Annotated in this window: 32 protein-coding genes; 17 read left to right on the top strand and 15 right to left on the bottom strand. The window is 61.6% G+C overall.

What is annotated here, in order from left to right; translation table 11 throughout:
- Window positions 1-40: 40 nt before the first annotated feature.
- A complete protein-coding gene (locus R1T40_RS18840) occupies window positions 41-1255 on the bottom strand; it encodes an aminotransferase-like domain-containing protein (protein ID WP_317385229.1) in 1215 nt (404 codons plus the stop codon).
- A gap of 155 nt (window positions 1256-1410) precedes the next feature.
- Here R1T40_RS18840 and R1T40_RS18835 point away from each other — a divergent pair, with 155 nt between their 5' ends.
- Window positions 1411-2178, top strand: a complete 768-nt coding sequence (locus tag R1T40_RS18835) for a FadR/GntR family transcriptional regulator (protein WP_106164237.1) — start codon at window positions 1411-1413, stop codon at window positions 2176-2178.
- Window positions 2179-2187: 9 nt separating this feature from the next.
- On the opposite strand, the gene R1T40_RS18830 is transcribed toward R1T40_RS18835, so the two are convergent.
- The 7 genes from R1T40_RS18830 to R1T40_RS18800 form a co-directional block, all read right to left on the bottom strand.
- Entirely contained in the window at window positions 2188-3021 is an 834-nt protein-coding gene (locus R1T40_RS18830) for a phosphate ABC transporter ATP-binding protein (protein WP_317385228.1), read from the bottom strand.
- A gap of 169 nt (window positions 3022-3190) precedes the next feature.
- Window positions 3191-3748: a F0F1 ATP synthase subunit B gene (locus R1T40_RS18825; RefSeq protein WP_106164235.1), complete on the bottom strand. Its 558-nt coding sequence runs from the start codon at window positions 3746-3748 to the stop codon at window positions 3191-3193.
- 4 nt (window positions 3749-3752) lie between these two features.
- Window positions 3753-4298 carry a F0F1 ATP synthase subunit B' gene (locus R1T40_RS18820; protein WP_317385227.1) on the bottom strand — a complete coding sequence of 182 codons (546 nt, stop codon included), beginning with the start codon at window positions 4296-4298 and terminating at the stop codon, window positions 3753-3755.
- Window positions 4299-4384: 86 nt separating this feature from the next.
- Window positions 4385-4609: a F0F1 ATP synthase subunit C gene (locus R1T40_RS18815; RefSeq protein WP_005636439.1), complete on the bottom strand. Its 225-nt coding sequence runs from the start codon at window positions 4607-4609 to the stop codon at window positions 4385-4387.
- A gap of 58 nt (window positions 4610-4667) precedes the next feature.
- Window positions 4668-5471: a F0F1 ATP synthase subunit A gene (locus tag R1T40_RS18810; protein ID WP_106164233.1), complete on the bottom strand. Its 804-nt coding sequence runs from the start codon at window positions 5469-5471 to the stop codon at window positions 4668-4670.
- A gap of 38 nt (window positions 5472-5509) precedes the next feature.
- Window positions 5510-5851, bottom strand: coding sequence for an AtpZ/AtpI family protein (locus R1T40_RS18805; protein ID WP_106164232.1), 342 nt, complete (start codon window positions 5849-5851; stop codon window positions 5510-5512).
- A 208-nt stretch (window positions 5852-6059) separates the two neighbouring features.
- Complete coding sequence (locus tag R1T40_RS18800) at window positions 6060-6947, bottom strand: DMT family transporter (protein WP_317385226.1); 888 nt, start codon at window positions 6945-6947, stop codon at window positions 6060-6062.
- A gap of 87 nt (window positions 6948-7034) precedes the next feature.
- Between R1T40_RS18800 and R1T40_RS18795 the strand changes: the two genes are divergently transcribed.
- Entirely contained in the window at window positions 7035-7376 is a 342-nt protein-coding gene (locus tag R1T40_RS18795) for an ArsR/SmtB family transcription factor (protein WP_106164230.1), read from the top strand.
- A 43-nt stretch (window positions 7377-7419) separates the two neighbouring features.
- Here R1T40_RS18795 and R1T40_RS18790 read toward each other — a convergent pair whose 3' ends face one another.
- Window positions 7420-8346, bottom strand: coding sequence for a DMT family transporter (locus R1T40_RS18790; protein ID WP_317385225.1), 927 nt, complete (start codon window positions 8344-8346; stop codon window positions 7420-7422).
- Window positions 8346-9224 (bottom strand): LysR family transcriptional regulator, encoded by an 879-nt coding sequence (locus R1T40_RS18785; RefSeq protein WP_317385224.1) that lies wholly within the window; start codon window positions 9222-9224, stop codon window positions 8346-8348. The genes R1T40_RS18790 and R1T40_RS18785 overlap by 1 nt, the downstream gene beginning before the upstream one ends.
- A gap of 147 nt (window positions 9225-9371) precedes the next feature.
- Between R1T40_RS18785 and R1T40_RS18780 the strand changes: the two genes are divergently transcribed.
- Complete coding sequence (locus tag R1T40_RS18780) at window positions 9372-9953, top strand: FMN-dependent NADH-azoreductase (protein WP_317385223.1); 582 nt, start codon at window positions 9372-9374, stop codon at window positions 9951-9953.
- Between the two features lie 253 nt (window positions 9954-10206).
- On the opposite strand, the gene R1T40_RS18775 is transcribed toward R1T40_RS18780, so the two are convergent.
- Window positions 10207-10734: a prolyl-tRNA synthetase associated domain-containing protein gene (locus R1T40_RS18775; RefSeq protein WP_317385222.1), complete on the bottom strand. Its 528-nt coding sequence runs from the start codon at window positions 10732-10734 to the stop codon at window positions 10207-10209.
- 476 nt (window positions 10735-11210) lie between these two features.
- On the opposite strand from R1T40_RS18775, the gene ffh reads away from it, so the two are divergent.
- From ffh to rimM, 8 genes are read left to right on the top strand one after another with little or no spacing between them, the layout of a single operon-like run.
- Window positions 11211-12749: a signal recognition particle protein gene (gene ffh / locus R1T40_RS18770; RefSeq protein WP_317385221.1), complete on the top strand. Its 1539-nt coding sequence runs from the start codon at window positions 11211-11213 to the stop codon at window positions 12747-12749.
- Window positions 12750-12758: 9 nt separating this feature from the next.
- On the top strand, window positions 12759-13289 hold the full coding sequence (locus tag R1T40_RS18765) for a GNAT family N-acetyltransferase (RefSeq protein WP_317385220.1): 531 nt from the start codon (window positions 12759-12761) through the stop codon (window positions 13287-13289).
- Window positions 13286-13891: a GNAT family N-acetyltransferase gene (locus R1T40_RS18760; protein WP_317385219.1), complete on the top strand. Its 606-nt coding sequence runs from the start codon at window positions 13286-13288 to the stop codon at window positions 13889-13891. Before R1T40_RS18765 ends, R1T40_RS18760 begins: the two co-directional genes overlap by 4 nt.
- On the top strand, window positions 13884-14192 hold the full coding sequence (locus R1T40_RS18755) for a chorismate mutase (protein WP_106164225.1): 309 nt from the start codon (window positions 13884-13886) through the stop codon (window positions 14190-14192). Before R1T40_RS18760 ends, R1T40_RS18755 begins: the two co-directional genes overlap by 8 nt.
- A 59-nt stretch (window positions 14193-14251) precedes the next feature.
- On the top strand, window positions 14252-14620 hold the full coding sequence (gene rpsP, locus R1T40_RS18750; protein WP_106164224.1) for a 30S ribosomal protein S16: 369 nt from the start codon (window positions 14252-14254) through the stop codon (window positions 14618-14620).
- 4 nt (window positions 14621-14624) lie between these two features.
- Window positions 14625-15278, top strand: coding sequence for a 5,6-dimethylbenzimidazole synthase (gene bluB, locus R1T40_RS18745; protein ID WP_317385218.1), 654 nt, complete (start codon window positions 14625-14627; stop codon window positions 15276-15278).
- Between the two features lie 21 nt (window positions 15279-15299).
- The gene (locus R1T40_RS18740) at window positions 15300-15434 is read left to right on the top strand and encodes a hypothetical protein (protein WP_279327912.1); all 135 of its coding nucleotides are present in this window, start codon (window positions 15300-15302) and stop codon (window positions 15432-15434) included.
- 1 nt (window position 15435) lies between these two features.
- The gene (gene rimM / locus R1T40_RS18735; RefSeq protein WP_317385217.1) at window positions 15436-15951 is read left to right on the top strand and encodes a ribosome maturation factor RimM; all 516 of its coding nucleotides are present in this window, start codon (window positions 15436-15438) and stop codon (window positions 15949-15951) included.
- A 2-nt stretch (window positions 15952-15953) separates the two neighbouring features.
- Here the strand turns inward: rimM and R1T40_RS18730 are convergent, their stop codons facing one another.
- A complete protein-coding gene (locus R1T40_RS18730) occupies window positions 15954-16943 on the bottom strand; it encodes a phosphotransferase (protein ID WP_317385216.1) in 990 nt (329 codons plus the stop codon).
- Window positions 16944-17028: 85 nt separating this feature from the next.
- Here R1T40_RS18730 and trmD point away from each other — a divergent pair, with 85 nt between their 5' ends.
- Window positions 17029-17844: a tRNA (guanosine(37)-N1)-methyltransferase TrmD gene (gene trmD, locus R1T40_RS18725; RefSeq protein WP_317385215.1), complete on the top strand. Its 816-nt coding sequence runs from the start codon at window positions 17029-17031 to the stop codon at window positions 17842-17844.
- 8 nt (window positions 17845-17852) lie between these two features.
- Here the strand turns inward: trmD and R1T40_RS18720 are convergent, their stop codons facing one another.
- Window positions 17853-18245 (bottom strand): hypothetical protein, encoded by a 393-nt coding sequence (locus R1T40_RS18720; RefSeq protein ID WP_106164220.1) that lies wholly within the window; start codon window positions 18243-18245, stop codon window positions 17853-17855.
- Between the two features lie 227 nt (window positions 18246-18472).
- Here R1T40_RS18720 and R1T40_RS18715 point away from each other — a divergent pair, with 227 nt between their 5' ends.
- Entirely contained in the window at window positions 18473-18805 is a 333-nt protein-coding gene (locus R1T40_RS18715; RefSeq protein WP_317385214.1) for a YegP family protein, read from the top strand.
- 55 nt (window positions 18806-18860) lie between these two features.
- Here R1T40_RS18715 and R1T40_RS18710 read toward each other — a convergent pair whose 3' ends face one another.
- A complete protein-coding gene (locus R1T40_RS18710; protein ID WP_106164218.1) occupies window positions 18861-19280 on the bottom strand; it encodes a helix-turn-helix domain-containing protein in 420 nt (139 codons plus the stop codon).
- A 67-nt stretch (window positions 19281-19347) separates the two neighbouring features.
- Here R1T40_RS18710 and R1T40_RS18705 point away from each other — a divergent pair, with 67 nt between their 5' ends.
- From R1T40_RS18705 to R1T40_RS18690, 4 genes are all read left to right on the top strand, one after another.
- Complete coding sequence (locus tag R1T40_RS18705) at window positions 19348-20559, top strand: MFS transporter (RefSeq protein ID WP_317385213.1); 1212 nt, start codon at window positions 19348-19350, stop codon at window positions 20557-20559.
- Between the two features lie 273 nt (window positions 20560-20832).
- Window positions 20833-21204 carry a 50S ribosomal protein L19 gene (rplS, locus tag R1T40_RS18700; RefSeq protein WP_106164216.1) on the top strand — a complete coding sequence of 124 codons (372 nt, stop codon included), beginning with the start codon at window positions 20833-20835 and terminating at the stop codon, window positions 21202-21204.
- 11 nt (window positions 21205-21215) lie between these two features.
- Window positions 21216-21437 carry a 50S ribosomal protein L31 gene (gene rpmE, locus R1T40_RS18695; RefSeq protein WP_106164215.1) on the top strand — a complete coding sequence of 74 codons (222 nt, stop codon included), beginning with the start codon at window positions 21216-21218 and terminating at the stop codon, window positions 21435-21437.
- Between the two features lie 238 nt (window positions 21438-21675).
- Window positions 21676-22485 carry a division plane positioning ATPase MipZ gene (locus R1T40_RS18690; protein WP_106164214.1) on the top strand — a complete coding sequence of 270 codons (810 nt, stop codon included), beginning with the start codon at window positions 21676-21678 and terminating at the stop codon, window positions 22483-22485.
- A gap of 96 nt (window positions 22486-22581) precedes the next feature.
- Here R1T40_RS18690 and R1T40_RS18685 read toward each other — a convergent pair whose 3' ends face one another.
- Window positions 22582-23778, bottom strand: coding sequence for an adenylate/guanylate cyclase domain-containing protein (locus R1T40_RS18685; protein WP_317385212.1), 1197 nt, complete (start codon window positions 23776-23778; stop codon window positions 22582-22584).
- Window positions 23779-23861: the final 83 nt, after the last annotated feature.

The following is a 23861-nucleotide window of genomic DNA, read 5'->3' as shown; positions in this document are numbered from 1 at the left end:
TCGCCCTGCACCCCCACCATATCTTGTGGATAACCGCCGTTTACAGCGCGGAGTTGAGCACCCGCCCCAGACGCGCCATGCCCTCGGCGATCACAGTTTCATTGCTGTTGGAGAAGCTCAGCCGCAGCGTGTTGGCGCCGGAGCCGTCGGCATAGAAGGCCTGACCGGGGACAAAGGCCAGCTGCTCCTGCGCCAAAGCGCGCTCCAGAAGCGTGGCGCTGCTGATCCCCTCAGGCAGGGTCAGCCAGATGAACATGCCGCCCTCGGGCCGAGCCCAGGTGACACCTTCAGGCATATGCGCCTCCAGCGCGGCGAGCATGGCGTCGCGGCGGCGCATGTAGACCGCGCGCAGGGACGCAACGTGGTCGTCAAAAAGCCGCGCGGCCACCTGATGGGTGGCGATCTGGTTGATGGTGGCGGAATGCAGGTCGGCGGCCTGCTTCATCAGCACCAGCTGCTGGATCACCGGCGTCGCCGCCACCACCCAGCCGACGCGCAGCCCCGGCGACAGGGTCTTGGAGAAGGTACCGCAGTAGATCGTGCGGCAGGCATCGAGATCGCCACCCTTCTGCTCCTGCTCCAGCGCCAGCATCGGCGGCACCGACTCACCATCAAAGCGCAGGGCCTGATAGGCGCCATCCTCGATCACGGCGGCGCCCAGTGCCTCCGCCATCTGCAAGGCCGCCACCCGTTCCGCCCGGGTCATGGTGACGCCGGTGGGATTGGCGAAATCGGGGCTCATATAGGCGAACTTGACCCGCCCCCCGGCGACCTCTGCTGCGGCCGCATAGGCTTCGGGCGGCTGGTTATCGCCCGGGCGCAGGCAGTCATAGCGCGGCTCATAGGCGTTGAAGGCCGCCAGCGCGCCAAGGTATGTCGGCCAGCCCACCAGCGCAGTGTCGCCGGGGTTGAGGAACAGCTTTCCCAGATAGTCCAGCGCCTGCTGTGAGCCAGAGGTGATCAGCACGTTCTCTGGCGCGCAGGTCACTCCCATCTCTGCCATATGTGCCGCGATCCACTGGCGTAGCGGCAGGTAACCTTCGGAGATCGAGTATTGCAGCGCCTGCGCCTGATGCTCGGGAGTGAGGGCGGACTGGAAGGCCTCGGCAAAGGCCTCAGCGGGAAAAAGTGCCGGATCGGGGATGCCACCGGCAAAGGACAACATCCCCGGCTGATCCAGCAGCTTCAACAGCTCGCGAATTTCCGAAGCCTTCATGCGGCCAATACGTTTCGCAAATTGCGCTGGGAGGGTCATTTGAATCACTTTCATTCTCGATCATGCCCGCAATCGATAGAAAGACGAAAACCAAGTCAATAGTCCTGACCTATTATTTCACCCATCGTGATCTTGCAGCCCGGGGCGGTTGGTGGTCATATGATTTGACCAATCGACATTTTCCGAGGCCACTCATGCCGTTCCAGAAAGTTCAGCCGGAAAAGCTCTCTGCCGCCGTGGTGCGCCAGATTGAGAAGCTGATCTTGCGGGGCATACTGCGACCGGGAGAGCGGCTCCCGCCCGAACGCGAGCTGGCCGAACGGCTGGGTGTCTCGCGTCCCTCGCTGCGCGACGCGCTGGCAGAGTTGCAGGACCGGGGTTTGCTGGCAAGCCGGGCAGGGTCCGGGGTGTTCGTGGCCGATGTTCTGGGCTCGGCCTTCTCGCCGGCGCTGATCCAGCTCTTTGCCAGCGACGACGAGGCGGTGTTCGACTATCTCTCCTTCCGTCGCGATCTGGAGGGCATGGCCGCCGAACGGGCCGCGAAATTCGGCTCTGATGCCGACCTTGCCGTGATTCAGGAAATTTTCGACAGGATGGAGCAGGCCGGGGATCCCAGCATCTCGGAGGCGGCGGCAGAGCTGGACGCGCAGTTCCATTCGGCGATTCTGGAGGCCAGCCACAACGTGGTCCTCTTGCACATGATGCGGTCGATGTTCGACATGCTGCGCAAGGGGGTGTTCTACAACCGGCGCATCATGTTTGGCGCACACACCACCTACGAGGCTCTACTGGAGCAACACCGCGCCATCAACACCGCGTTGCAGTCGCGCAATGCTGCTGACGCAAGGGCGGCGGTGGAGGCACATCTGGACTATGTGAAACAGGCTCTGGACGAACAGATTCGGGCTGAGCGCAACGCCGAAATCGCGGCCCAGCGGCTGGAGCATGAACGCAACCGCTGATGCGGCACGTCACATGGCGGTGCTGTTGATGAAATCTCGGGTTCTTTGATTGAGTGCGGCAGTAAAGATCATCTCCGCACTGTCGATTTCAACCAGTCGCCCTTCTTCGAGATAGGCCACCCGATCCGCAACATGCGCGGTCTCGGTGAGGGATGCGGTGACCAGAACCACGGTGTGATCCTGCTTCAGATCGGCGATCAGACGGTTCAGCAGAGCCAGCTCCATCCGGTCGATCGAACCAGTGGGCCGGTCCAGCAGCAATACCTTGGGTCGGATGGCGAGGCTGCGGGCAATGCACAGCAACCGCTGGCGTTGAATGGGCAATTTGGTGGCCGGCATCTTGTGCAGCACATCCTTGACGTCGTCCCACAGCAGGCAGCGGCGCAGCACGGTTTCCACCACTTCGGCGACCTGCGAAGGCGTGCTGGCGATCCGGTTCAGACGCACACCATAGGCGATGTTGTCCCAGATCGACATTGGGAAGGGGTTGGCCTGCTGCGAAATGAACGCCAGCTGCCGGCGCAGCGTCGGCAGATCGCAAGCGTTATGATAGATATCAGCACCATCCAGCAGGATGTGGCCAGTGTTCCCAAGGCCGCGATGCTCATCCAGCAGACGACACATGGCGCGCAACAGGGCTGTCTTTCCGGCGCCCGCCCGACCAATCAGACCCAAGACCTCGCCCTGGTGGAGATCAAAACTAAGATCCCGCAACAAAAGCTGACCGTTGATTGAGGCTGAAAATCCCTGCAGCGACATCAGCGCCGGTCCGGGATCACCTGCAGGACCCTCTCCCGCGGTCTGATGCACATCGTGCTGAGGCTTTGGAAGCGAGTCGAACATTTGTGCCCTGAATGCAGCATGACTTGAAAAACCATGTGGCACGGCGGGACGTCAGAGTCATGTCGCAAAGCCGTCGATCATAAAAACTTCACAAAACCCGTAAATTCGCGAATGCAAAAAGCCCCGGCGTTTCCACCGGGGCTCTTATCGGATGTAACACAAGACCTGCTTAGTGCAGCTTTGCGTTCACGTCCTGAATGGCTGCGTCGATCAGCTTGTTGGCTTCCGCCGCCGTCATCTGCTTTGCGATCACCTGATCGGCAACCTCGACAGCAATGGTGATGGCGCGATCACGCACTTCCTTCACCGCGGAGGCCTGGGCAGACACGATCTGCTCTTCGGCAGCGGCCATGCGGTTCGCGATGGAAGCGGCAAGATCCGCTTTCGCCTGCTCGGCCGCTGCTGCGGCTTCGTCACGGGCGTTGGACACGATGCGGTCAGCCTGAGCCTGTACATCCTGCTGCTTGCGTTCGTAGGACGCCAGAAGGGTCTGGGCCTCTTCACGCAGGGCGCGGGCTTCTTCCAGTTCCGACTTGATGCTGTCCGCACGTCCGTCGAGCTGCTTGCCAATCAAGGACGGCACATTGGCAGCGAGCAGAATGCCAATGAACAGCAGGAAGGCGAGTACGACAACAAAATCGGTGTTGCCGAGATTCCAGCCGCCACCCGCCGCAAACGCGGGGGACGCGGACGCGAGGGTCAGAGCGAGTGCGAGAGTTGCGCGCATGATCTTAGCCCTCCGTCCGTTTGGCGACTGCAGCCGCGATTGTGTCGGTATCGTCCTTGCCACCCAGTGCTGCAACCAGCGCAGAGGCGGTGTCGGACGCAACGATCTTGACGTTATCCAACGCAGTTGCGCGGATCTCGGCAATGGCCTTCTCGGATTCTTCTGCCTTGGCAGCAATTTCCGCGTCGGCCTTGGCGATCGCCTCGTCGACTCCGACCTGAATTTCCGCACGAGTTTCAGCGACGATGCGCTGTGCCTCGGAGCGGGCGTCAGCCAGAGCCTTGTTATAAGCGTTTTCGGCCTCAACTGCCTTGGCTTTGAGATCTTCAGCCGCGGCGAGGTCGTTGGTGATGGTGCCCTGACGTTCGTTCAGGATGCCTGCAATGCGAGGCAGCGCGACGCGCGACAGGATCAGATAGATCACGACAAGCGTGACCAGAAGCCAGAAGATCTGGTTTCCGTAGGTCGAGAAGTCCAGCTGCGGCATGCCGGAAGACCCGTGCGCCGCGTCGGCAGCTCCATGACCTGCGTCATGCGTAGTAGTTGCCATGTCGTCCTCCTATGGAACTTGCCGTTACACCGGGCGGGGCGCGGTTGGCACTCCGCCCGGCCGTAAGGAAAAAGTGTTCCGGAGTCTTAGACGGCGAACATCAGCAGCAGAGCGACCAGGAACGAGAAGATGCCCAGAGCTTCTGCAAATGCGATGCCGATGAAGAGAGTAGCAGTCTGCGAAGCAGCTGCGGAGGGGTTGCGCAGTGCGCCTGCCAGGAAGTTGGCTGCAACGTTGCCAACACCCAGAGCTGCAATGCCAGTACCCATGCCAGCCAGGCCAGCGCCGATGTATGCGAGATCGCCTTCCATGATAGTATCTCCTTACGATTGGAAGTTGCGGTAGTAGTTCAGACCAGCACGCGGCCCCTTAGTGGGACGGGTGCAGCGCGTCTTTCAGATAGACACAGGTCAGAATGGTGAACACGTAGGCCTGGATGAAGGCCACGAGAACCTCGAGTGCGTAGAACGCGGTGATGGCAAAGATCGGCAGGAAGGAGGCCGCGCCCAACGCGCCGGCAAATCCTGCGAACACCTTCAGAACCGCGTGTCCCGCCATCACGTTGCCTGCAAGACGAATGCAGAGGCTGACGGGGCGCACGAAGTAGGAAATCACTTCGATCAGGGCGAGGACCGGACGCAGCGCCAGCGGAGCGGAGCTGACCCAGAACAGGCCGAGAAACTTGACACCATGCAGCACGAAGCCGGTGATGGTGATCGCTACGAAGACCACAACCGCCAGCAGGCCGGTGACGGCGAAATGCGACGTTGTGGTAAAGGACATCGGGATCAGGCCAAGGAAGTTGGCGGTCACGATGAACATGAACAATGTGATGATGTAGGGGAAGAACTTCACCGCGTCCTTGCCGGCGACATCTTCGACCATCTTGTAGATGAAGCCGTAAGCCAGTTCAGCAACCGATTGAGCGCGCGACGGCACGATGCCACGGTTGGCAGAGCCGAACACCAGCAGTGCGAAGACTGCAACCACGGCGAAGAACATCCACAGGGTCACGTTGGTCGGCGTGTACCACGCGATGTGGTCGCCGCCAAACAGCGGCGTCACGGTGAACTGATCCATCGGGTGGATGGCCAGGCCCGCGGTTTCAGGTGCAAACAACACACCCGATACGAGCACCAGAGCCAAAGCTACGTAAAAGAACAGTTTGCCCATCGTTCCGCTTCTCCTGTCGCCGGACTGGCGCCCGACATTCATACGTCTTTATCAGCGTCGGCGTGTTTCTCCGCCTCGGCCATTTGCTTGTCCTGGATCTCGCGTGCGCTGCGGAGCATTACCTTCACCCCGGCGGCCAGACCCAACATTATAAACAGCACCATGAAGAGGGGCATGGTTCCAAACAGAACGTCCAACCCGTATCCGATGCCGAGGCCGATCACGAGACCGGCCACCAATTCCGTCACCATCCGCCAGGCCTGATTGGCCATGGAATAGTGTTCATCCGCACGGGGCTCTGGCTCTTCATGCGCCTGTTTGGCAGCGGCCAGTTTTGCCTCCAGCTGCGCCATGCGCTGCTTTTGGTCATCGTCAATCAACAGACGGTTCCTCACGCGAAATCTGATGTGTTGCTAAGCGGTCCCCCGCTCAGAGTCAATTGCACAATGCGCGTCACATCCTCCATATATTTCCATTAATAATCAGTATCTTATACAAACCACATCAAGACCCGCATCGCCTCAGAGGCAGCCGATTGGCGTCAAATGGCGCAGAACGCCATATTCAACCAAACGGTTGATCTTGGGATCAGGCGGGCAACGGACGGCGCCGGAACAATCGCCCGTCGATCAAAAGCAGCCCGAAGAGGATCGCCGCCAGCCCCATCAGATGGCTGAGCGCCAGCGGCTCTCCCAACACCAGGACCCCCAGCGTCAACGCGGAGGTCGGAGCGATCAACGTTGGCAGCGTGATGTTGGTTGGCCCCACGCGTGGCAGCACCCAGTACATCGCGATAAAGGCCGCAGAGGTAAGCGCAAATCCGATGATGGCCAGCGCGCCCCATGCCTGAGCGCTGAGGGCACCTGGCAGGCCTTCGCTCCAGATCGCAAGCGGCAGAATGAAGACTGTCGCCCCGGACAGGGCCCAGGCAACCAGCACCACTGCTTCCATGTCGCGAAACTGGCGGGCGACATTGACAGAAAAGGCATAGCACAGCGGTGCACCCAGCGTCACCAGAACCGCCCAGATGGCCGATGGCTCACCGCTTTGCAGGATGGGGAGCGACAGTATCACGATCCCGGCAAGCCCCGCCCCAACGCCAAGGCTCTTGCGCCAGCTGGCGCGCTCGCCGCCCGGCCAGAAATGGGTCACAACGACCGCCAGCGCCGGCGTGCTCGCATTGACAATACCGGCAACGCCGCTGGCGATATGCTGCTGTCCGATGGCATAGAATGAGAACGGGATCGCATAGCTCAGCGCGCCAAACCCCGCGAGCGCCAGCGCCCGCGACATCGGGATGCGCCAGCGACGACCACGCGCCAGAAGGAAGATCCAGCACCCAAGCGCCCCGAGGCCAACCCGCCCGGTCGAGATCCACAGCGGATCCAATTCACGCAGAAGCACGGCGTTGAACATGAAGGACATGCCCCAGCCGATGCCGAGAATGACAATAATCGCCCAATCGCGCAGCGCCATGGTGGTCTCCCTGTGTTTCTGTGCGAGAGTTCTGCGCGCACGCTTCGGGATTGTCGACCCGCATCCTGCACTTTAGGAGGTATCTGCATGAGCGACACCCTTGATACAGTCTTTGCGGCCCTCGCAGATCCGACCCGACGGGCGATCCTGTCGATGCTGCTGGAGGACGACATGGCCGTCACCGATGTAGCGGAACCGTTCGAGATGTCGCTGGCAGCGATTTCCAAGCATCTCACCATCCTCACCCGCGCCGGTCTGATCGCGCAGGAGAAACGCGGGCGGGTGAAATGGTGTAAGCTGCAGCCCGACGCCCTGCGCAACGCCTCCGTATGGATGCAGGGGTTTGGTCAGTTCGAGCCGGTGAACCTTGATGCCTTTGAACGGTTTCTGGAGACCGAACTGGCACCGCCGCAGTCCGACGAGGCCTGACCCCCTGCAGGACATACGAGCAGATACGGCGCCGCAATGACGCCTAGTGACGCCCCTCATCCTTGAGCAACAGCCAGAGCGCCACCATGGTCAGCGCGATGCCCACGAGGATGAACCCCGAGGGCCAGCCCTTGCCCAGCGCCATTTCCCACAGGATCACCCATGTGGGCACCAGATAGGTATAGGCCATGACCTTGGCCGAGGGCAGCCGCAGAGTGGAGAACTGCAGCAGCACAAACGTCAGCGCCGAGGCGCAGAACGACAGGTAGAAGAGACCGATCCAGACGATGGGTTTCAGCCCAGCCCAATCCGTGGCCCGCAGGTCGCGCCAGCCAAAGATGATCAGCACCAGTGCGCCCGCCACCAGCATGCCAAAAGTGAAGACCAGCGCCGGTTCGCCCCGGTTCAGCTTGCGTACCAGCGGCGTGTATAGCGCGTGCGCCATACAGCCCCAGAAATAGACCATCTCTCCCTGGCCGATCTCAAACGCCATGAGGGCCGACAGATCCGCGCGAAAGATCACCCAGAGCGCCCCTGCCCCACCAATGGCCAATGCCAGGGCCATCCGTGGCGTCGTGACCTGCCGCAGCAACAGCCAGCCAAAGACGCCGCTCATCGCGGGTGTGAGCGTGAAAACCGCCGCCGCGCTGACCGGTGCTGCGGTCTTCAGCCCGTAGAACATCAGCACGAAGTAGATCGCGAACACCCCACCCAGCAGCAAATAGCGCCAGGGCGCCTCAAAATGCGCACGTCGCAACCCCGGCCCCAACGCTGCAGCCGCACCGATCAGTGTGCCTGCCAGTACAAACCGAACTGCGTTGATTGCTGCCGGGGTGATTTCATTCGCCACCATTGCCCCCAGCGAGAAGGACCCCGCCACCAGCGCCGAGAAGGCAAGCATCGCCAAATGGCCCTTGTGCCCGTCGCTCAACGCCGGGCGTTCTGGCAGCGAGTTGCTGTTCATGCTCATTACTGCGGCCAGCCCTTGGCGTGTTCCTTCAAGAAGCGCACGAAGCTCTGCACCTTGTTGGTGCGGTGCAGATCCACATGGGTCACCAGCCAGATCTTGCCCGACCAGTCATCGCGCGGATCCATCATCATCACCAGGTCGGGGCTGTTGGCCGCTTCCCACAGCGAGATGAACCCGATGCCTGCCCCAGCGCGGATCGCCTTATGCCCCGCCACAGCGTCGGAGCAGCGGAACACGATGTTCTCGGCCGGAATGGTGGCGCGCAGCCAGCGCTCAAACGGCGCGCGGGTGTTTTCATTGTCACTGGCGACAAAGCGGTGGTTCACCATGTCATCCTGCCCCTGCAACATGCCGTGGCGCTCCACGTAGTCGCGTGAGGCATAGAGCGCGAGGCGCTGACCGACAAAGGGCTGCACCACATTGTCTGGCTGCTCCGGCGCGGCACCGGCGCGCAGGGCCACATGGGCCTCGCCATACTCCAGACGGAACAAGCGGTCGCCGGTCAGGTAGCGGATCACCAGATCCGGATGCATTTGTTGGAATTCCGTCAGCGCCGGGGCCAGCATCGGCGCCATCGACGACAGGGAGGTCACCACCAACTCGCCCGAAACCTCGTCACCCTGCCCTTTCAGGCGTCCGACCAACTGGCTGAACTGGTCATCGGTGGTCTGCGCCACCCGCAACAGATCCAACCCCGCTTCGGTCGGCGTGTAACCACGCGCATGGCGCTGAAACAGTTTCACCCCCAGCCGCGCCTCGATCGCATCGATATGACGGATCACCGTCGCATGATGCACCCCCAGAACCTCGGCCGCGCCACTCACGGTTCCCAGCCGCGCAACCTGATAGGCGGTGCGCACTTCATCCCAATTTTCCAACCTGCTCCCCAGTTCAGAAACATGCCTCTGAAAGCCTGCGCAAATGCGCACAGATCATGTTGAATATCTCAAATTGTGTTCGCATTTGTAAATACCCATTCTCCGGTTCAGTAGATTGACATCGCCCCCTACGAGGACCCAAAGACAATGACCCAGACCGTTCTTCATATCGACAGCTCCGCCCGCCTTTCCGGCTCCGTTTCCCGCGACCTGACAGCTCAGGTCGTCGAGCGTCTCGGCGCAAAAGAGGTGATCCGTCGCGACCTGGCCACGCCGCTGCCCCTGCTGGATGAGGCCTGGATCGGTGCAAACTTCACACCCGCAGACCAGCGATCCGACGATCAGAAGGCGACGCTGGCGCTGTCTGACGCGTTGGTCGCCGAACTGGAGCGCGTTGACACCGTGGTGATTGGCGCGCCGGTCTACAATTTCACCGTGCCCACCACGCTAAAGGCCTGGATTGATCTGGTCGCACGTGTGGGCAAGACCTTCCAATACACCGAGGCCGGCCCCGAAGGACTGCTAAAAGACAAGCGCGCCATCGTCGTGATCGCTTCCGGTGGCACTGAGGCAGGGTCGGACATCGACTACGCGAGCCGCTACCTGCAGCACATGTTGGGGTTCATCGGCATCACCGACATCGAACTCGTGGCGGCCGACCAGCAGGCGCTGGACGCAGAAGGCTCTGTTCAAAAGGCAAAGGACGCCATCGCCCAACTGGCGGCCTGACGTTTGACCTGATTGGTGTCCAGAGACCGCCCCCTTCCATTCAGTACGGGCGGGGGCTCTCCCGCCCGGTCATCGGTCAGCCACAAGCTGCCCAAGACCCGTTGGGCCCGGCAGGCCGCGCCAAAGGCGCGGCCTGCCCCCGGCGATCCGCAAGGCGGAGCGCAATCCCTCGACCTAGTTTCAGCTGTATCGCGCGCCACAAGTTTGGGGTGCCACACCGTCAGACCGGGTCCGGATACCCTTTAGATCCAGTCTAGATCCAGTCCGGAGTGACGTTGATCTTTTCGAAAAAGGTCATCATGTCCGCGCGCGGCATCGCCACGGTGCGATCATTGACCAGTGGATGCATATAGATCACTTCCGCATCCCGCGCCTGTGCATCCATGAAAAAGCGCACCTCCTGCTCCGCCCCATTGATCATCGCCAGCGGGCTGACCGCGCCGGGACGGATGCCGAGAAACTGCATCAGCCGATCAGCCGAGCCAAAAGACAACCCGCCCACACCAAGCTCAGCGCCAAGCGCCTTGAGGTCGATCTCGCGGTCCTGCTGCAACGATATCAGATAGTTCCGCTTCTTGCGATCGCGCAGATAGAGGTTCTTCAGGCGCAGCGCATTCTCCCCCGGCACCATGAGGTCATCCTCAACCGCCTTCGACTCCTCGACGGTGCGCAGCGGCACATGCTCATGCAGGACATAGGAGATCCCCCAGCGGTCCAGTTGCGCCAGCAACATGTCGGAGGAGAGCGGCAAGCTGTCCTGATAAAGGGATGACGCGTCCATGATATAGCCCCACTTGAACTGGAATTGAATCGGCCGCAGTCTGCAGATCGAACCTGCGCCTTTCAACGCAGTTTTGCGCATCCGTCTCGGGCAACTGCGCCATTAATCGACGCACCGCAACGCGCTTGCGTCAAATCCGCAACGTCCGGTCGCTTCTCGCCAACGGCATCCCTGCCTGCATCCGCCACTGTTGTCTGCTTTGCCTTGACTCTCCTGCGCGCCAGCGGTAGGCCCTGCCTCAACCCCGGGAGCACTGTGTCTTCCGGTCCTCGGCGCGTGTCGGGGATCGCCCTCCACCAGCGCGTTGCGCCCGTGGGGGCAAATCTGTTTTGGTTTGCTCGCATTGTGCTGACACGGCGCGGGCAAACTGTTTGAATTGGCCCCGCACCGCAGCCGAAGGTGGGGACGATTGTGTAAAGGTCCACCGCTCCTTACATCAGGGGCACATCTCGTAACCGGCAATGGAGGCCGAAGGCATGTTTGAAAATCTATCCGAACGCCTGTCTGGCGTCTTTGACCGGCTGACCAAACAGGGTGCGCTGTCCGAAGACGACGTCAAGACCGCCCTGCGCGAAGTGCGCGTGGCGCTGCTGGAGGCGGATGTCTCGCTGCCCGTGGCCCGCGATTTCGTCAAGAAGGTACAGGACCAGGCCACCGGTCAGGCAGTCACCAAATCCGTCACCCCCGGCCAGCAGGTGGTCAAGATCGTGCATGACGCGCTGGTCGACACCCTGCGCGGCGAAGACGATCCCGGCGCGCTGAAAATCGACAGCCCGCCTGCACCGATCCTGATGGTCGGTCTGCAAGGCTCCGGTAAGACCACCACCACTGGTAAACTCGCCAAGCGCCTCAAGGAAAAAGAGGGCAAGAAAGTCCTCCTTGCCTCGCTCGACGTCTATCGCCCGGCAGCGATGGATCAGCTGGCCGTGCTCGGCAGCCAGATCGGCGTCGACACCCTGCCGATCGTCAAAGGTCAGACCCCGGTCGACATCGCGCGCCGTGCCAAACAGCAGGCCGCGCTGGGGGGCTATGACGTCTATATGCTCGATACCGCAGGCCGTCTGCAGATCGACGAAGTCCTGATGAAAGAGGTCGAGGACGTCCGCGATGTGGTCAGCCCGCGCGAGACCCTGCTGGTGGTCGATGGCCTGACCGGTCAGGTCGCCGTTGAGGTGGCCGAAGAATTCGACAGCAAGATCGGCATCTCCGGCGTGGTGCTGACCCGCATGGATGGCGACGGTCGCGGCGGTGCGGCGCTCTCGATGCGTGCAGTGACCGGCAAGCCGATCCGCTTCGTCGGCCTTGGCGAGAAGATGGACGCCATCGAGACCTTCGAGCCGGACCGGATCGCGGGCCGTATCCTCGGCATGGGCGACATCGTCGCGCTGGTCGAGAAGGCGCAGGACACCATCGAGGCCGAACAGGCCGAGCGCATGATGAAGCGCATGATGAAAGGTCAGTTCAACATGAACGACCTGCGCATGCAGCTGGAACAGATGCAGCAGATGGGCGGCATGCAGGGCATGATGCAGATGATGCCCGGCATGAACAAGATGGCCAAACAGGTCGAGGATTCGGGCTTTGACGACAAGGCCATCACGCGCCAGATCGCCATGATCCAGTCGATGACCAAGAAAGAGCGCGCCAACCCCGCGCTGCTGCAGGCCAGCCGCAAGAAACGCATCGCGGCGGGCTCCGGCATGGCGGTTTCCGATCTCAACAAGCTTCTGAAAATGCACCGCCAGATGGGCGACATGATGAAGAAGATGGGCAAGATGGGCAAAGGCAAGATGCTGAAAGAGGCCATGAAGGGCATGCTCGGCAAGGGCGGCGGCATGCCGGATATGCAAGGCGGTATGCCCGGTGGCATGGACCCCAGCCAGATGGACCCCAAGGCACTGGAAGCAGCAGCCAAGGCGATGGGTGGCAAGGGCGGATTGCCCGGCGGCCTCGGTGGGCTTGGCGGTGGCATGGGCCTGCCCGGTGGCCTGTCCGGTTTTGGCAAGAAGAAGTAGGCAAGACAGATGACCGCCGCCCCCATCATAGAAACCGACCGCCTGATCCTGCGCCCGCATGAGGCTGGGGATCTGGATAAATTCTGGAACTTTTTCCAGAGTGACCGGTCGAAGTATATGGACGCGCCGGACAGCCGCTCGCAGCTCTGGACAGGACTGATGGCCGAGGTCGGCTCCTGGGAGGTCTACGGCTGGGGTGGCCTTGCGATCGAAACCAAGGACGGCGAGCTGGCCGGTCAGATCTGCATCAGCCAACCACCGCATTTCCCGGAACTGGAACTGGGCTGGATCGCATTCGAAGGGTTCGAGGGCGCGGGCTTTGCCTTTGAGGCCGCCTCCGCCATGCGGGATTTCGCGTTTGAGATCCTCGAAGTACCAACGCTGGTGAGCTACATCGACCAGAAGAACCGCCGGTCCATCGCGCTGGCGGACCGCATGGGCGCGGTGCTGGACCCCGATGCGCAGAGCTATGATCCGGCGGATCTGGTCTATCGCCACACGCCGGACAGCTCCGGCCCCGGACTGGAGGCCTACGCATGAACGCCGCATCCATTCCGGTGATCGAAACCAAACGCCTGGTCCTGCGCGGCCCGGAGGCGGAGGACTATCCGAACTTCAAGGCGACCTTCACGTCCTATCGCGCACGTTTCATGGGCGGGCCGCTCAACACCTACGAGGCCTGGATGCTCTATGCCGCCGAGATCGGTCACTGGCAGATCCGCGGCTTTGGCATGTGGATGATCCACGACAAGGACACGGACGAGACCTATGGCATGGCCGGAGGCTGGCAACCCGCGGGTTGGCCCGAACCCGAGATCGCCTGGATCATCTGGCCGGAAAAGGCTGGCAAGGGCTATGCGCTGGAAGCGACCCATGCAGCGCGGCAGTATCTCTATACCCAAGGCGGCTGGGACGGCGCGGTCAGCTATATCGACCCCAAGAACCTCGATTCGATCCGCCTTGCGGAGCGGCTCGGAGCCCAAAAGGATCACGACGCGCAGACCATCGACGGCAATGATGCAGTCTACCGTCACCCCTCGCCCGCGGCGCTGTGCGACAGCCAGCTGACGCATGGTATCGAGATGGAAATCGGCCATTACGCCGACCCGCTGTTCAAACCAAAAGGATGGGCCATTGACTGACACAACGACCGATCCCGTTGCCCGTGCAGCCGCCCTCCTGAAAGGGCACCGCGAGAGCATCGACCGCCTTGACGCGATCCTTGTCTACACCCTGGGAGAGCGGTTCAAGCACACCCAGGCGGTGGGCCAGCTCAAGGCGACACACGACCTTCCCCCGTCCGATCCCACGCGTGAAGCCACGCAGATCGCTCGGCTCGAAGAATTGGCGAAAGAGGCCGATCTGGACCCCGAATTTGCCAAGGCGTTCTTGAACTTCATCATCGATGAGGTCATCCGCCACCACAAGAAGCACAAGGAATAAGCGGGGGTCGACCTGATCTCAGGACACCTCGTTCAACGCCATCAAAGGAGAATGACACCATGGCTATGAAAATTCGTCTCGCCCGCGGCGGTTCTAAAAAGCGCCCCTTCTATCGCATCGTGGCCTCCGACAGCCGCATGCCGCGCGACGGCCGCTTCATCGAGAAGCTGGGCACCTACAACCCGCTGCTGCCGAAAGACAGCGAAGAGCGCGTGAAAATGGACATCGAAAAAATCCAGGCATGGCTCGACAAGGGCGCACAGCCCACCGACCGTGTGGCCCGCATGCTGGAAGCTGCCGGCGTTCGCGACAAAGCAACCCGCAACAACCCCAACAAGGGCACCCCGGGCAAGAAAGCCCAGGATCGCGCTGAAGAGAAAGCCGCCAAAGCTGCTGAAGCGGCCGAAGCTCCCGCAGACGCGGAATAATCACATGACGGGTTCGGCGCAGGATGCGATGGGATGTTTCCCGCAGGCGTTCCGCGCCGAGCTCGATCTGTTGATGAAGCTGCGCCGCGACGTGCGGCGCTTTCGCACCGATCCGGTGGATGAGGCAGTGCTGACGCGCTGCCTCTCTGCCGTTTCACTGGCGCCCTCTGTCGGCCTTAGTGAACCCTGGCGCATTATCCGCGTCGAGAGCGAGGCCGCCCGCGCGGCAGCTCTGAAGAATTTCGAAGCTGCCAATGCAGAGGCCTTGGCGGACTATAGCGATGATCGTGCCGCCAGCTATGCGCGCCTGAAGCTTTCGGGCATGCGCGAGGCGCCGGTGCAGATCGCCTTTTACTGTGATGACGAGACCGACAAGGGCCACGGGCTTGGTGCCCGCACCATGCCGGAAATGCGCCGCTACTCTGTGGTGACCGCGATCACCCTGTTCTGGCTTGCCCTGCGCGCCGAAGGGCTGGGTCTGGGCTGGGTGTCGGTGCTCGATCCCGAGCAGATGGCCCGCGATCTGAATGTGACTGCAGGATGGCGCCTGATCGGCTATTTCTGCATCGGCCATCCGGAACATCTGTCGGACACGCCGGAACTGGAGCAGGAAGGCTGGGAACAGCGTTTTGCCGCGCTGCCGGTCGAGACGCGGTAGCCATCCATGGGGCTGATCCGCATGCTGATCTTCACCCTTGTCGCCTTTGGCGCCGGGGTCCTTTATGAACGCAGCGGCGCCCGCGAGCGCTGCGCCGCCACGGGCGGCGACTGGACACGAACTGAAACGGGGACCGGCATGATCTGCCGGATGTGACATGACAGACGCAAATGACGATCTGATCTGTGTGGGCGCGCTTTCCGGCTCCTTCGGGGTGCGCGGCGAAGTGAGACTGAAGAGCTTTTGCGCCGACCCCGCAGAAATCGAGGACTACTCCCCCCTGCTCAGCGCGGATGGCAAGACAAGCTATGCGCTGGCCATCGCCCGCACGGTAAAGAACGGTTTTGCCGTGCGCATCGTGGGCGTCGACACCAAGGAAGAGGCAGACGCACTCAAAGGCGTTCAACTTTTTGCGCCGCGCGACCGCCTGCCCTCTCTGCCCGATGATGAATTCTACCACGCCGACCTCATGGGTCTGGAGGTCTATGACACCGGTGGAACCCTGTTGGGGCGCGTGAAATCCGTTCAGAACCACGGCGCTGCCGACCTGCTGGAAATTCAGGCGCCGGGGCAATCGGCAACGGTGCTGCTGCCCTTTACCATGGCAGCGGTGCCCACGGTCGACCTCGACAAGGGACGCATTATCGCCGACCCGCCAGAGGGTCTGTTCTGAGGTCAGTCACACTGTTCACGCAGCAGCTGAAACATCATCACCAGCCGCGACAGCCGATGCTGTTGTGACGAGGTGCGCTGCTCCCGCGCGTCTGGCATCTGAACCCAGTCATTCAAGAGCTGTAGCCCAAGGAAGACGGTCAGTACCGGATCATCTTCCCAAGGGTGCTCATATCCGGTCGCCAGCGCCTGCCAGTCCGCCCGCGCCAATCCGGCATGCCCCGCGCCCTCTTCTGCTACGCCAAAGGAATACGCCAGACGTGTCATGTAGCGTGCAATGTCCAACGCAACCGGCCCCGCGCCGCGCGGCGTCGGGTCCACGGCAAGCAGCGCCTCTGCCCCGAATATGAAGTTGCGTGAATGGGCATCTCCGTGGCGCAGCGCGTGTTGCGTGGGCGCCCCCTCGGCCCCCCGCACCGCCTTGTGCATGAAGGCGCAAAGCCCGAGAAACCTCTTGGGATAGGCCACGGGGCGAACACCCTCGCGCACGTCACGGGCAAGCTTTCGCACCCGGTGCAACACATCACCTCCCTCAAACGCGGTCACTCCGACGCTGCTGGCCCGATGCAGCTGACCAAGCCAGGCTGCGCAGCTCTCGATCACCTCCGCACGCTGATCCAGCCCGATTTCGGCCGCCTCCAACCGTGCATGGGCAGTGAGGCCGGGCACATGCGCCAGAACGACCAGCCGGTCCTCAGGACGCGCAAGGATCACAGGCACCATACGAAACGCCCCGTCACCACCCAGCGCCCGGCCCAGCGTGCCGTAGCTTTCGAGCAAGCTGTCGAAACGGCGCGCGGACAGGCTCGGCTCCTGTTTCACCACCAGCTTCGCGTCATCGTCATGCTCCAGCAGAAGCACCTGACGATCCTCGCGCTCCGTCTTGACCGATTTGATCTGCCGCCACTGCACACGCGCGGGCGCCAGCCCCAGATCGTGCGCCAGCGCATCGAGGCTCAGGCCCTGCAACAGGACGGGCGAGGTTTGGGGCATTCGGCCTCCGACGTCTGGGTTTCAGGCCATAGTAGGCGTAAAAACACTATTGCAAACCCTTCTGATCGGCGGCATGCACGCCTGCATGACCCAAACGCCGTCCAAATCCCACGGGCGCCTCTCTATTGGCGCCACCCTGAAGCCGCGTGAGCTGATGAGCGACACGCCGGACCTGGCAGGTGTGTGGAAAGCAAAGATCCTGACATTGTTCCCCGAGGCCTTTCCGGGCGTATTGGGAGAGAGCCTGACCGGCAAGGCCCTGCAACAGGGCCTATGGCAGCTGGAGACTGTGGATCTGCGCCCCTTCGGTATCGGCAAGCACAAGAACGTCGATGATACGCCAGCAGGCGGCGGCGCTGGAATGGTCTTGCGTGCTGACGTTCTGGGAGAGGCCATAGACCATGCCATGGCCGGCACCACTGCGCCCAAGGGCGGTAACTGGCCGCTGATCTACCTCTCGCCACGCGGGCGTCGCATGGATCAGAAGATGATGCAGACCTTCGCCCGCTGCGATGGCCTGACGCTGCTGTGTGGTCGCTTCGAAGGTGTGGATGAACGGGTGCTGGAACACTACGGCATCATGGAGGTCTCACTGGGGGACTTCGTGATGACCGGAGGCGAATTGGCCGCGCAGGCGCTGATTGATGCGACCGTGCGGTTGATCCCGGGCGTTCTGGGCAATCATGCCTCAACGGAGGAGGAGAGCTTCTCTTCCGGCCTGCTGGAGCATCCGCAATACACCCGCCCGGCCGAGTGGAGGGGACATCAGATCCCGGAGGTTCTGATGTCGGGCCACCATGGCAAGATCGCCGAATGGCGCCAGCAGATGAGCGAGACGATTACCCAAGAGCGCCGCCCCGACCTCTGGGCGGCACATCAAGCGCGCGCGTCTGACGACTGAGGAAACGCTCAGCAGTCGAGATTGATCTGCCAGCGCCTGAAGTTCTCCATACCTTCTTGTGTTCCACGCAGATTGGTTCCCGGCGTGTAACCATCCAGGAGGTCGAGAAACCCACCCTGGAACAGCGCCTGACACCCGGTTTGCGCGGTCGAGATCCGCTCCAGATCCGACGCCGTATAGGAGAATCCGCCCGCAGCAGGTGCAATTAGGGCAATCTCGCGCGTGGTATCCGCACTAAAAGCATAAGCCTTCCCGCTGTCTGTTACCGTCTGGCGCTGCGACCAGAGCGCATCATTCTGTGCGCGCTTTGCTGCCATCTCGCTTGAATTCGGCCCTGTGACATCGCAACCGGCCGCAACCAGTGTCGCGAAAATCAATGCAGAACAATATCTTATATTCATCAAACCGCCTCCAGAAGGGTGCTCTTATAGTGGCGTCCCCCCGCCCCGCCGTCAATCGAAGTTCGGCACCCTCACCGTGCCGTCTGGCGGCTGTTTGCCCAGTGTAAATACTGCCCGTTCCATGCTGGGCGACGGGTTGGATCAGCATCACTCGGACCGTTGCCGGTTTTCCCACGACATGCTTTAGTCGATCAGTAAGTGTACGGAACAACAAGGAGACACTGCTGATGGCTGGAAAATTCGAACTCTACACCGACACTGCCGGGGAGTACCGGTTCCGCCTCAAGGCGGGCAATGGCGAGAACATTCTGGCCAGCGAGGGCTACAAACAAAAGTCCAGTGCAGAGAACGGTATTGAGTCCGTCAAGAAGAACGCCGGAGACGACGCGCGCTATGAGCGCAAAGAGACCGCAGCGGGGAAACATATGTTCAACCTCAAGGCCACGAACGGTCAGGTGATCGGCACCTCGCAAAGCTACGCCAGCGCGTCTGGGCGCGACAATGGCATCGCTTCGGTGCAATCCAATGCACCGGACGCCAGGGTCGAAGACCTGAGCTGATACTGCCAGACGCCGCATCGCCCGTCCGCGCGCGGCGTCGCCCTACCCTATCGGGCTATCTGTGCTTTGAACCGCCCCGTTGCTGCGCCCGGACCGCCACACGGAGCAACTGTTGAAAACGGTCACAGTCCAGATGGTTTGGCGCCGGGCATTCCGCCACATGCAGCATCATCTGCGCCAGAGCTTCCATCTGGCGGGCTTGTCGTCGCATCGCGTCGGCACGGGCCTGCAAATCGTCACGTGGCAGATCCGGTTTTCCGCCGGAGCCGAACATTGCCGCGATCTCGTCCAGCGTGAAGCCACCCTGTTTGCCCAGCGCAACAAGCGAGAGCTGTTGCAGGACCTCATGCCCATACTGTCGCCGCAACCCGTGACGTGACAGCGACTGGATCAGACCCTTCTCCTCGTAATAACGCAGCGCCGACGGTTTCACCCCGCTGCGCTCAGAGACTTCGCCGATATCGAGCAGCTTCATGCTTGACCTCAAGTTGACTTGAATTCGCATCCTGTGCCTCGAATCGAATATTGGCAAGGGAAACAACATGTCATCGTCCTCTTCATTTTCGCCATTCAGGGACCAGCGAGCGGTGGCGCTCCTGCTCGCGGCAACCCTGACCACCATGGCGAACGCCGCCATCAGCCCAGCCCTGCCGGGACTGGAGGCCCGTTTTGCCGATCACCCGCAGGCCGCATTGCTGACCCGCTTTCTGGTGCCTGCACCATCCGTGGCGGTGGTGCTGATCGCGGGCTGGTCCGGCGTGCTCGCCGACCGTGTCGGCAAGCGCATTCTGTTGCTGGGCGGCGTGATCCTGTTTGCGATCGCCGGGAGCCTGGGCATGGTGCTCGACAGTCTAGAAGCCATTCTGGCCAGTCGTCTTGCACTCGGCGTCGCCGTGGCGCTGATCATGACCGCACAAACCGCACTGATCGGAGATTACTTCCAGGATGAGGCCCGCAGTCGCCTCCTTGGCCTGCAGATTTCGGCGCGCAACATCGGTGGGTTGGTGTCCATCACCCTGGCCGGCTTTCTGGCGCTCCTGTCGCCGATGCATGTCTTTGCCATTCACGGGCTGGCGCTCCTGATCCTGCCCCTCCTGTGGACCGCCATCCGAGAGCCCAAGCCCGCAGAAAAGCCAACCGCTATACCCGGGGCAACTGTCGACACAGCCCCCTCGCCAGACGGCCTTGGTCTGGGTCTGTGGTCCATGGCAGCGCTGCAAATGCTGACCGTCATTTGCTTCTTCACGATGCCCACCCAAGTGCCATTTTTTGTTGCCAGCCACGGCGTCACAAATACGGCAGTCATAGGAGGCGTCATGGGCGCGCTCACCCTCGCAGGCGCGCTGGCGGCGACACGCTATGCCACGCTCAAGCCGAGGTACGGGCACACCGGCCTGTTCACCATCGGCTTTGGATTGATGGGCAGCGGCATGCTCACACTTGCACTGGCCCCGAACCTCGGTGTGATCTTCGTTGGCGCGACATTGGTGGGTCTGGGCTTTGCCACGGTCTCCCCCAACTTCAACGAGATCGCGCTGAAATCCGCCCCCGCCAACCGGCGCGGACGCGCAGCAGGGGTCATGACCACATCCGTCTTTCTCGGTCAGATCGTGTCGCCCTTGCTGACACTGCCTCTGGTACAGGCGACGGGCTATCGCGGCACCTTCATCACATTGGCAACCGTACTGCTGATCTGTGCCGCTGTGGCCTTGGTTCGGCACAGTCTGCGTAAGCCGATAGCAAACCGGATCTAAAGGCCCGACGGCCGCGTATCAGGCTTGCAAACAGGGGAGATCTGGCCTAAGAACCGCGCGTCCGGGGCTCTGTTTGAGTCGTCCGGACCCGCTTTGTATTGCCTGTGCCAGTCTTCTTCGGCGGTATCGCAAATCAGCAGCGGCGACGACAAGCAACGAGACCGTATCTCTGGCGGGCGTATGGGGCACTCCCTGCGGACCCGGTGAAGACCAGCAGCTCTGGGGATCATACGAACTTCGTGGATATAACCACGAGCAGCAAAGGAGACGATCATGGATCTGATCGCACAACTCGAAGCGGAGCAAGTTGCTGCGCTGGGGAAAACCATCCCCGACTTCAAGGCCGGTGACACCATCCGCGTCGGCTACAAGGTGACTGAAGGCACGCGCACCCGTGTGCAGGCCTACGAAGGCGTTTGCATCAGCCGCAAGAACGGCGACGGCATTGCCGGGTCTTTCACCGTTCGTAAGATTTCCTTCGGCGAAGGTGTGGAACGTGTATTCCCGCTGTTCTCCACCAACATCGAGTACATCGAAGTCGTGCGCCGCGGTCGCGTGCGTCGCGCCAAGCTGTACTATCTGCGTTCGCGTCGCGGCAAATCTGCCCGTATCGCTGAAGACGCAAACTACAAAGCGAAAGCGTAAGGAGCGGTATCATGAAAAAAGACACCCATCCCGAATACCACACGATCAACGTCAAGTTGACCGACGGTACCGTCATCCAGATGCGCTCCACTTGGGGCAACGAAGGCGACCAGCTGGCGCTGGACATCGACCCCTCCGTGCACCCCGCATGGACCGGCGGCACGTCCCGCCTGATGGACACCGGTGGCCGCGTATCCAAGTTCAAAAAGAAATACGAAGGTCTCGGCTTCTGAGCCATTCCCTCCACGGACTTATCCACATGGATATTCCAGAAAACGCCGTCCTTCTGGGCGGCGTTTTACGTTTGGAACCGTTCGCATTGTCTGCATTTTCCACGAAGCGTCACATTGCGACAATAGGCTCTAAATAGGGTGTTTTGGCCGCTTTCCATTGATTCTCTTGGACTCTATAGTCACCTCAAAGACAAAAGGTGCCGCGCAAAAGCGGCGCAGCTTTGAAGGGATCCGGTAGATGGCGCATATCATTGTCGTCGGAAACGAAAAGGGCGGCGCGGGGAAATCCACCGTCTCCATGCATGTGGCCACCACGCTTGGCCGCATGGGGTACAAGGTGGCGGGCCTGGACCTCGACCTGCGACAGAGGTCGTTGGGTCGGTACCTCGAAAACCGCCTCGCGTTTATCGCGGCCACCGATCTCAATCTGCCAATGGTGGCGCTGCACGAGCTGCCAGAGATCAACCCGGACACGGTGCAACCGGGCGAGAACATCTACGACCTGCGGCTCTCGGAGGCGATCTCCGAGCTGGAGCCCGAGTATGACTTCATCCTGATCGACTGCCCCGGCTCCCACACCCGTTTGAGCCAAGTGGCCCACTCCCTCGCCGACACCCTGATCACCCCCCTGAACGACAGTTTTGTGGACTTCGATCTGCTCGCCCACACAGATGAGCATGGCGAGAAGATCAAAGGCCCGTCGGTCTATTCCGAGATGGTCTGGAATGCCCGACAGCTGCGCGCTCAGGCCGGGCTGCCGCCAATCGACTGGATCGTGATCCGCAACCGTGTCGGCACCCAGCGCATGGTCAACAAGGAAAAGATGGAACGCGCGATCAAGATGCTGTCCAAGCGGATCGGCTTTCGTGTTGCACCGGGCTTCTCCGAGCGGGTGATCTTCCGCGAGTTGTTCCCGCGCGGCCTGACCCTGCTGGATCTGAAGGATGTGGGCGTTAAGCAGCTCAACATTTCAAACATCGCCGCACGGCAGGAGCTGCGCGACATGATGAAGGCGCTGGAGCTGCCAGACGTCGACATCGACATCTAACAGCACGGGGCGGGGAGACCCGCCACACTCTCAGCGCGACGACCCCTCCAGACCAATGAATGCACCGGGCAAACCGCTCGGTGCAGGCGGCCCCAGCTAAGCTTTGCGCCCCTCCGGGGGTTCGATGTCGGTCGCGATCACCGCACCTGCATCCGGGTCGTAGAGAGTGAACAGCTCGATCGGGGTTGCCACCCCGCGCAACATGTAACGTCCCACCGACACCAGACAGTCCCCCTCGGCTCCGGCGGCTTTGCGCACGTCCTCGGACAGGATGATCGACCGCTCCACCGTGCGATGCATGTCGGCAATCCGCGCAGTCAGGTTCACCGCCGGCCCAATCACCGTGAAGTCCAGACGATTGGGCGCGCCAATATTGCCGTAGAGGATCTCGCCCGCATGCAGCGCCATGGTATACCCCGCCAACGGCAGGCCCTGCGCGGCGCGCACGGCATTGACCCGCTCCATCCGCGGCCCCAGCTCTCGTATGGCCCGCATCGCTGCCTGCGCATCCTCGCAAAGCGAGCCCACATTGAACATCGCCATAACGCCATCGCCCATGAACTTGAGAATGTTGCCGCCGTGGGCCTGGATGACCTGCACCACATGTCCGAAATAATCGTTCAGGAGATCGACCAGATCCTCGCCCGGCAAACGTTCGGACAGTTCGGTAAACCCACGCAGATCAAATAGATAGATGACCGCATCGATCCGCTCGGAAGAGCCGCGTGCGATCTCTCCCGAAAGCACCCGGGCCCCGGCGTCGCGCCCCAGATAGACCTGCAGGAGCGACCGGCCCATCTCTCGGTTGCTGGCGGCAGACAAAACCAGCGCGAGCGTTTCAAACACCTCTCGGATCAGCGCGTGATAGGCCTTCGCTGCCGCAGGCTCTCCGTCAAAGCTCCATGAACCGACGACCCCTTCGGCCTTTTGGCTGGTGGCATCATAGTCCGCATGGGTGACTTCACCGACGGGCTGCCAATGGGCGAAGTAGCTCGTCGCCCCCATGGCGCGCAACCGCTCAAAGATGGGAAAACGCGCCGCATCCGGCCCGGTCAGATCGGCATATATTTCGTCTTCTCCCCCCTCGATCAACGCGAAGAACGGGCTCTGCAACCATTCGACAGGTGCCTCGGTGTGGTCGGTGCGGGCGAAATACTCGGCGTTCATTCCATCCGCGCGGGTCCAGGTGAACCCGATGCCGCCGAATTCCGGGTGCAACGCGCGCTGCGCCAACTGCATCCGAAGCAAAGGCACCCCGTGATTGACCAATTGCTCGCAAAAACTTCGCAGCATCTCTTCGCGACTGCGGGCCTTCAGCCCCTGCCGTGTGAGCCAGGTCTTCAGTTCTTCAATCGCCGCATGAATTTCCGCGCCCT

The sequence above is a fragment of the Tritonibacter scottomollicae genome (assembly GCF_032924845.1).
Taxonomy (GTDB): Bacteria; Pseudomonadota; Alphaproteobacteria; order Rhodobacterales; family Rhodobacteraceae; genus Epibacterium; species Epibacterium scottomollicae.
Note: the sequence above shows the minus strand (reverse complement) of the source record. Positions and strands in the feature narration are given on the sequence as shown.

Excerpts from the sequence above, each read along its gene's own strand:
- R1T40_RS18840 (WP_317385229.1), bottom strand. The coding sequence starts at position 1,255 with ATGACCCTCCCAGCGCAATTTGCGAAACGTATTGGCCGCATGAAGGCT.
- R1T40_RS18835 (WP_106164237.1), top strand. The coding sequence starts at position 1,411 with ATGCCGTTCCAGAAAGTTCAGCCGGAAAAGCTCTCTGCCGCCGTGGTG.
- R1T40_RS18830 (WP_317385228.1), bottom strand. The coding sequence starts at position 3,021 with ATGTTCGACTCGCTTCCAAAGCCTCAGCACGATGTGCATCAGACCGCG.
- R1T40_RS18825 (WP_106164235.1), bottom strand. The coding sequence starts at position 3,748 with ATGCGCGCAACTCTCGCACTCGCTCTGACCCTCGCGTCCGCGTCCCCC.
- R1T40_RS18820 (WP_317385227.1), bottom strand. The coding sequence starts at position 4,298 with ATGGCAACTACTACGCATGACGCAGGTCATGGAGCTGCCGACGCGGCG.
- R1T40_RS18815 (WP_005636439.1), bottom strand. The coding sequence starts at position 4,609 with ATGGAAGGCGATCTCGCATACATCGGCGCTGGCCTGGCTGGCATGGGT.
- R1T40_RS18810 (WP_106164233.1), bottom strand. The coding sequence starts at position 5,471 with ATGGGCAAACTGTTCTTTTACGTAGCTTTGGCTCTGGTGCTCGTATCG.
- R1T40_RS18800 (WP_317385226.1), bottom strand. The coding sequence starts at position 6,947 with ATGGCGCTGCGCGATTGGGCGATTATTGTCATTCTCGGCATCGGCTGG.
- R1T40_RS18795 (WP_106164230.1), top strand. The coding sequence starts at position 7,035 with ATGAGCGACACCCTTGATACAGTCTTTGCGGCCCTCGCAGATCCGACC.
- R1T40_RS18790 (WP_317385225.1), bottom strand. The coding sequence starts at position 8,346 with ATGAGCATGAACAGCAACTCGCTGCCAGAACGCCCGGCGTTGAGCGAC.
- R1T40_RS18780 (WP_317385223.1), top strand. The coding sequence starts at position 9,372 with ATGACCCAGACCGTTCTTCATATCGACAGCTCCGCCCGCCTTTCCGGC.
- R1T40_RS18775 (WP_317385222.1), bottom strand. The coding sequence starts at position 10,734 with ATGGACGCGTCATCCCTTTATCAGGACAGCTTGCCGCTCTCCTCCGAC.
- ffh (WP_317385221.1), top strand. The coding sequence starts at position 11,211 with ATGTTTGAAAATCTATCCGAACGCCTGTCTGGCGTCTTTGACCGGCTG.
- R1T40_RS18765 (WP_317385220.1), top strand. The coding sequence starts at position 12,759 with ATGACCGCCGCCCCCATCATAGAAACCGACCGCCTGATCCTGCGCCCG.
- R1T40_RS18760 (WP_317385219.1), top strand. The coding sequence starts at position 13,286 with ATGAACGCCGCATCCATTCCGGTGATCGAAACCAAACGCCTGGTCCTG.
- rpsP (WP_106164224.1), top strand. The coding sequence starts at position 14,252 with ATGGCTATGAAAATTCGTCTCGCCCGCGGCGGTTCTAAAAAGCGCCCC.
- bluB (WP_317385218.1), top strand. The coding sequence starts at position 14,625 with ATGACGGGTTCGGCGCAGGATGCGATGGGATGTTTCCCGCAGGCGTTC.
- R1T40_RS18740 (WP_279327912.1), top strand. The coding sequence starts at position 15,300 with ATGCTGATCTTCACCCTTGTCGCCTTTGGCGCCGGGGTCCTTTATGAA.
- rimM (WP_317385217.1), top strand. The coding sequence starts at position 15,436 with ATGACAGACGCAAATGACGATCTGATCTGTGTGGGCGCGCTTTCCGGC.
- R1T40_RS18730 (WP_317385216.1), bottom strand. The coding sequence starts at position 16,943 with ATGCCCCAAACCTCGCCCGTCCTGTTGCAGGGCCTGAGCCTCGATGCG.
- trmD (WP_317385215.1), top strand. The coding sequence starts at position 17,029 with ATGACCCAAACGCCGTCCAAATCCCACGGGCGCCTCTCTATTGGCGCC.
- R1T40_RS18720 (WP_106164220.1), bottom strand. The coding sequence starts at position 18,245 with ATGAATATAAGATATTGTTCTGCATTGATTTTCGCGACACTGGTTGCG.
- R1T40_RS18715 (WP_317385214.1), top strand. The coding sequence starts at position 18,473 with ATGGCTGGAAAATTCGAACTCTACACCGACACTGCCGGGGAGTACCGG.
- R1T40_RS18710 (WP_106164218.1), bottom strand. The coding sequence starts at position 19,280 with ATGAAGCTGCTCGATATCGGCGAAGTCTCTGAGCGCAGCGGGGTGAAA.
- R1T40_RS18705 (WP_317385213.1), top strand. The coding sequence starts at position 19,348 with ATGTCATCGTCCTCTTCATTTTCGCCATTCAGGGACCAGCGAGCGGTG.
- rplS (WP_106164216.1), top strand. The coding sequence starts at position 20,833 with ATGGATCTGATCGCACAACTCGAAGCGGAGCAAGTTGCTGCGCTGGGG.
- rpmE (WP_106164215.1), top strand. The coding sequence starts at position 21,216 with ATGAAAAAAGACACCCATCCCGAATACCACACGATCAACGTCAAGTTG.
- R1T40_RS18690 (WP_106164214.1), top strand. The coding sequence starts at position 21,676 with ATGGCGCATATCATTGTCGTCGGAAACGAAAAGGGCGGCGCGGGGAAA.
- R1T40_RS18685 (WP_317385212.1), bottom strand. The coding sequence starts at position 23,778 with ATGCTGCGAAGTTTTTGCGAGCAATTGGTCAATCACGGGGTGCCTTTG.